5 protein-coding genes and 1 pseudogene are annotated in these 3,262 nt (G+C 66.8%); 1 reads left to right on the top strand and 5 read right to left on the bottom strand.

The genetic code is table 11. The features are described from left to right. Positions 1-28: 28 nt before the first annotated feature. From ABZW16_RS43485 to ABZW16_RS43500, 4 genes and pseudogenes are all read right to left on the bottom strand, one after another. Entirely contained in the window at positions 29-847 is an 819-nt protein-coding gene (locus ABZW16_RS43485) for an SDR family NAD(P)-dependent oxidoreductase (RefSeq protein ID WP_354962015.1), read from the bottom strand. Positions 848-920: 73 nt separating this feature from the next. Beyond that, a pseudogene (locus tag ABZW16_RS43490) lies at positions 921-1,094 on the bottom strand (long-chain fatty acid--CoA ligase); the annotation flags it as partial. A 407-nt stretch (positions 1,095-1,501) separates the two neighbouring features. Continuing rightward, on the bottom strand, positions 1,502-2,257 hold the full coding sequence (locus ABZW16_RS43495; protein ID WP_354962016.1) for a hypothetical protein: 756 nt from the start codon (positions 2,255-2,257) through the stop codon (positions 1,502-1,504). Between the two features lie 17 nt (positions 2,258-2,274). Beyond that, complete coding sequence (locus ABZW16_RS43500; protein ID WP_354962017.1) at positions 2,275-2,877, bottom strand: alpha/beta hydrolase; 603 nt, start codon at positions 2,875-2,877, stop codon at positions 2,275-2,277. Positions 2,878-2,892: 15 nt separating this feature from the next. Between ABZW16_RS43500 and ABZW16_RS43505 the strand changes: the two genes are divergently transcribed. Beyond that, positions 2,893-3,045: a hypothetical protein gene (locus tag ABZW16_RS43505; protein ID WP_354962018.1), complete on the top strand. Its 153-nt coding sequence runs from the start codon at positions 2,893-2,895 to the stop codon at positions 3,043-3,045. Between the two features lie 58 nt (positions 3,046-3,103). On the opposite strand, the gene ABZW16_RS43510 is transcribed toward ABZW16_RS43505, so the two are convergent. Further along, positions 3,104-3,262: hypothetical protein (locus ABZW16_RS43510; RefSeq protein ID WP_354962019.1), on the bottom strand; the 159-nt coding region annotated here is incomplete at its 5' end.

Consider the following 3,262-nt stretch of genomic DNA (forward strand, 5'->3'; position numbering starts at 1 on the left):
TTGCCCGGGTCACCGAACTCATCGGCGGTCACCAGCCGCCGTTGGGGCTGATGATCTGGCCGGTGAGGTAGTGGTCGTCGCCCGCGAGGTAGACCGCCAGCGAGGCATATTCCTCGGGCGCGCCGACTCTGCCGAGCGGAATCAGCTGGTAGAGGCTGTTGGTCTGCTCGGGGGTGGCCCTGTCGAGGTAGGCCTGGAACAGCGGGGTCAGAACGGCGCCGCAGGCGATGGCGTTGACGAGGATGTCGGCTCCGGCGACGTCGAGTGCGACGGTTTTGGTGAGGTTGGCGACGGCGGCCTTGGTTGCCGAGTATCCGGGGCTGTGGGCGCTGGCGGCCGAGATACCGGCGACGGAGCTGATGTTGATGATGCGCCCGTAGTGCTGCGGTTCCATGTAGCGCAGGGCGGCGCGGGTGCAGTAGAACACTCCGTGGACGTTGACGTCCCACCATTTGAGCCAGTCCTCGTCGGTGAGACCGGAGGTGATTCCGAGTGATCGGCGTTCGGTGGGGGTGGTCAGATAGGCGTAGTGCAGATTGCGGCGGGCCTCCTCAGCCGGTGACGTTGGCACGATCGCGGCATTGTTGACCAGGATGTGGACGGCGCCGAATCGGTCGACGGCGTCGGCGAACATCTGGTCGACCGCGGGCCGATCGGCGACGTCGACGGGTGCCGCCAGGCATTCGCGGCCCAGTGCGTGGATCTGGTCGGTGAGGTCGGCCAGTTTGTCGGTCTGGATGTCGCAGGCGACGATGTCGGCGCCCGCTTGTGCCATCGACAGTGCGATGGCCCTGCCCAGTCCCTGGCCGGCGCCGGTGACGACGGCGGTCTTCCCGGATAGTGCCATGATGATCTCCTGACGGAACGTGGTTGTCTCCGCTACTCGGTACGGACGCGATAGTGTTGTGGTGCAGCGGTTTTCAGCCGTGGGTGCGCAGTTCGCGTTTGAGAATCTTGCCGGTGGCCGTCATCGGCAGCGTGCGCACGAATTCGATGTGGCGGGGGTATTTGTAGGCCGCCAACTGTTGTCTGGCCCATCCGATGAGCGCGTCCTCGGTCGGTGCGGTTCCCGGGGCCGGGATGATGTGCGCCTGCGCTGTACCGGGTCTACCGGTCTGGGGCGCGAAATAGCCCCCACTGAGACCGCGCGCCCAGGCCCCTACCTGGGCGCGCGGTCTCAGTGCTGAGCCCGATCCAGCGCGTTGGGCTGTTGGCTGGACACGTTCACCTCGACCAGATAGTCGCTAGCCGCGGCCTTTCACCATCAGCGGGCGAGCCACCCAAGTGATCGGACTGACAAACCAGCGCGGATAACCGCTGATCAACCCACCGGCCGACCGCCACCGGTGAAGTCGGCGCCGTAGACCCAGCGTCGATGAGCACAGGCCTCATCCGGGGTGAGACCTTTGCCAACAGCGACAGCACTCTGTTCACCGTGGAACTCCTGCGGCGACTCGTGTCGGAACCGACCGGACAGGTGCGGAAGTTGTGGCGCTGCTGGCTATTTCGCCGGTGCCACTGCCTGTGCGGGGTCTTTGCACTGGGCGAGTTCGGGTGGGCAGGGCGCGAGGATGGTCGAGAAGTACTGGATGGCGGAGAACAAGGTGATGGGCCCGCCCGCCAGGACGACTCCGGCCAGTGTTCCGACCGCACCGAGGGTGGCTGCGCCCAGGACACAGCCGGCGATGGCGGCGCCGACGAAGGGCGCCAACAGGAATATGACCGGGCTGGAGATCGCCGCACCGGCTGCCGCACCGACCAGACAGCCGACACCGGCACCCAGGACCGCGCCCACGACGGCACTGACCGCGGCACTGATCGCGGCACGTTGGGCAAAGACGCCCAGAGCTTGGGCGTCACGGGGTGTGAAGGACTCCCCGATCTGCGCTGCGGCCTGTTCGGTGGTGATGATCTGGTCGCGGGCGATGTCGCGGACCGGCTGGCCGTCGGTCTTGGATGGGGTGAGTGTCGCTGTGCTGCCGTCGGTTTCAGCCTTGATCGGGTAGGCGGTGTTGTCGATACGGTAGGTGAGTGGGATGGCGGCGACCGGTCGGTCGGTCCGGTCGGTGACGACGAGTTGGTCGTCGAGGAGTTTCAGCTTTCCATCGCCGATGCTCAGCACGGCGGCATCGCCACGGCGGCTGACTTCGTAATGCACCGCGGCCTGCTCGTCGACGGGTTGCGGTGTGGCGCCGGCTGTCGCGGCGGTGATTGTGATGGCTGTCGCGGCGAGCGTGGCAGCGGCGGTTTTCCTCATCTGGTGTTTCTTTCTCTTTATTGGTGGGATCGGTGCAGACCTGGATTGGCGCGCACCGAGGTCAGCTCGTCTATCAGTTGCCCGGCTTGTGGCCAGGGGCCGTAGCCGGCAGCGGGATCGAGGTGTCCGACCGGGCCGGCGTCGATCAGCCGGCTGCCCCAGGCTTCGGCCAGCCCGGCCACCCGCCGGTGGGTGGCGAAGGGGTCGTTGGTGCTGGCGGCCAGGACGGTGGGGAATGGCAGCCGGCGTCGCGGGATGGGGTTCCAGCCGTGCTGGCCGAGCAGGTTCGTGCTCGGGTAGCCGTCGGGCAGCGGTGTTTCGAAGTCCGGCGGGGTGACCAGGACCGCGGCACGGATGTCGCGGGTGGGCTGATGGGCCCAGTGCACGCAGGCGAGCACACCTGCACTGTGGGCGACCAGCACGACCTCGCCGGTGATCTCGGACAGGGCTCGATCCAATGCCGTCACCCAGGCACCGCGGTCCAGGCGCTGGGCGCCGCTGGGCCGGGACAGGGTTCGGGCGTTGCGGCGTGTTGCTGCGAGCCGGGCTTGCCAGTGGTCCTCGGGGTGATCACCGAGGCCGGGGACGATCAGGATGTTCGGTTCGGTCGCGTGGTTCACAATCGGTGCTCCAGAATGCCGTGGCCGGGTGCTCCGGCTGCTCGGTCAGATAACGGTTCCGCCGTTGGGGCTGATGATCTGGCCGGTGAGGTAGTGGTCGTCGCCCGCGAGGTAGACCGCCAGGTGACGACGGCGGTCTTCCCGGACAATGTCACGGCGGTCTCCTGATGGTCGTGGTGTAGCGCCACGACATTCGGACACGACAGTTGTTGTCGTGCAGTGGTTTTCAGTGGTTCGTCCGGAGTTCGCGTTTGAGAATCTTGCCGGTCGCGGTCATCGGGAGCGTGTCGACGAATTCGATGTGGCGGGGGTATTTGTAGGCCGCCAACTGTTGTCTGGCCCATCCGATGAGCGCGTCCTCGGTCGGTGCGGTTCCCGGGGCCGG

The organism is Nocardia sp. NPDC004604 (assembly GCF_040609795.1).
Taxonomy (GTDB): Bacteria; Actinomycetota; Actinomycetes; order Mycobacteriales; family Mycobacteriaceae; genus Nocardia.

Coding starts and splice junctions, on each gene's coding strand:
- ABZW16_RS43485 (WP_354962015.1), bottom strand. CDS start 847: ATGGCACTATCCGGGAAGACCGCCGTCGTCACCGGCGCCGGCCAGGGA.
- ABZW16_RS43505 (WP_354962018.1), top strand. CDS start 2,893: ATGCCGTGGCCGGGTGCTCCGGCTGCTCGGTCAGATAACGGTTCCGCC.
- ABZW16_RS43495 (WP_354962016.1), bottom strand. CDS start 2,257: ATGAGGAAAACCGCCGCTGCCACGCTCGCCGCGACAGCCATCACAATC.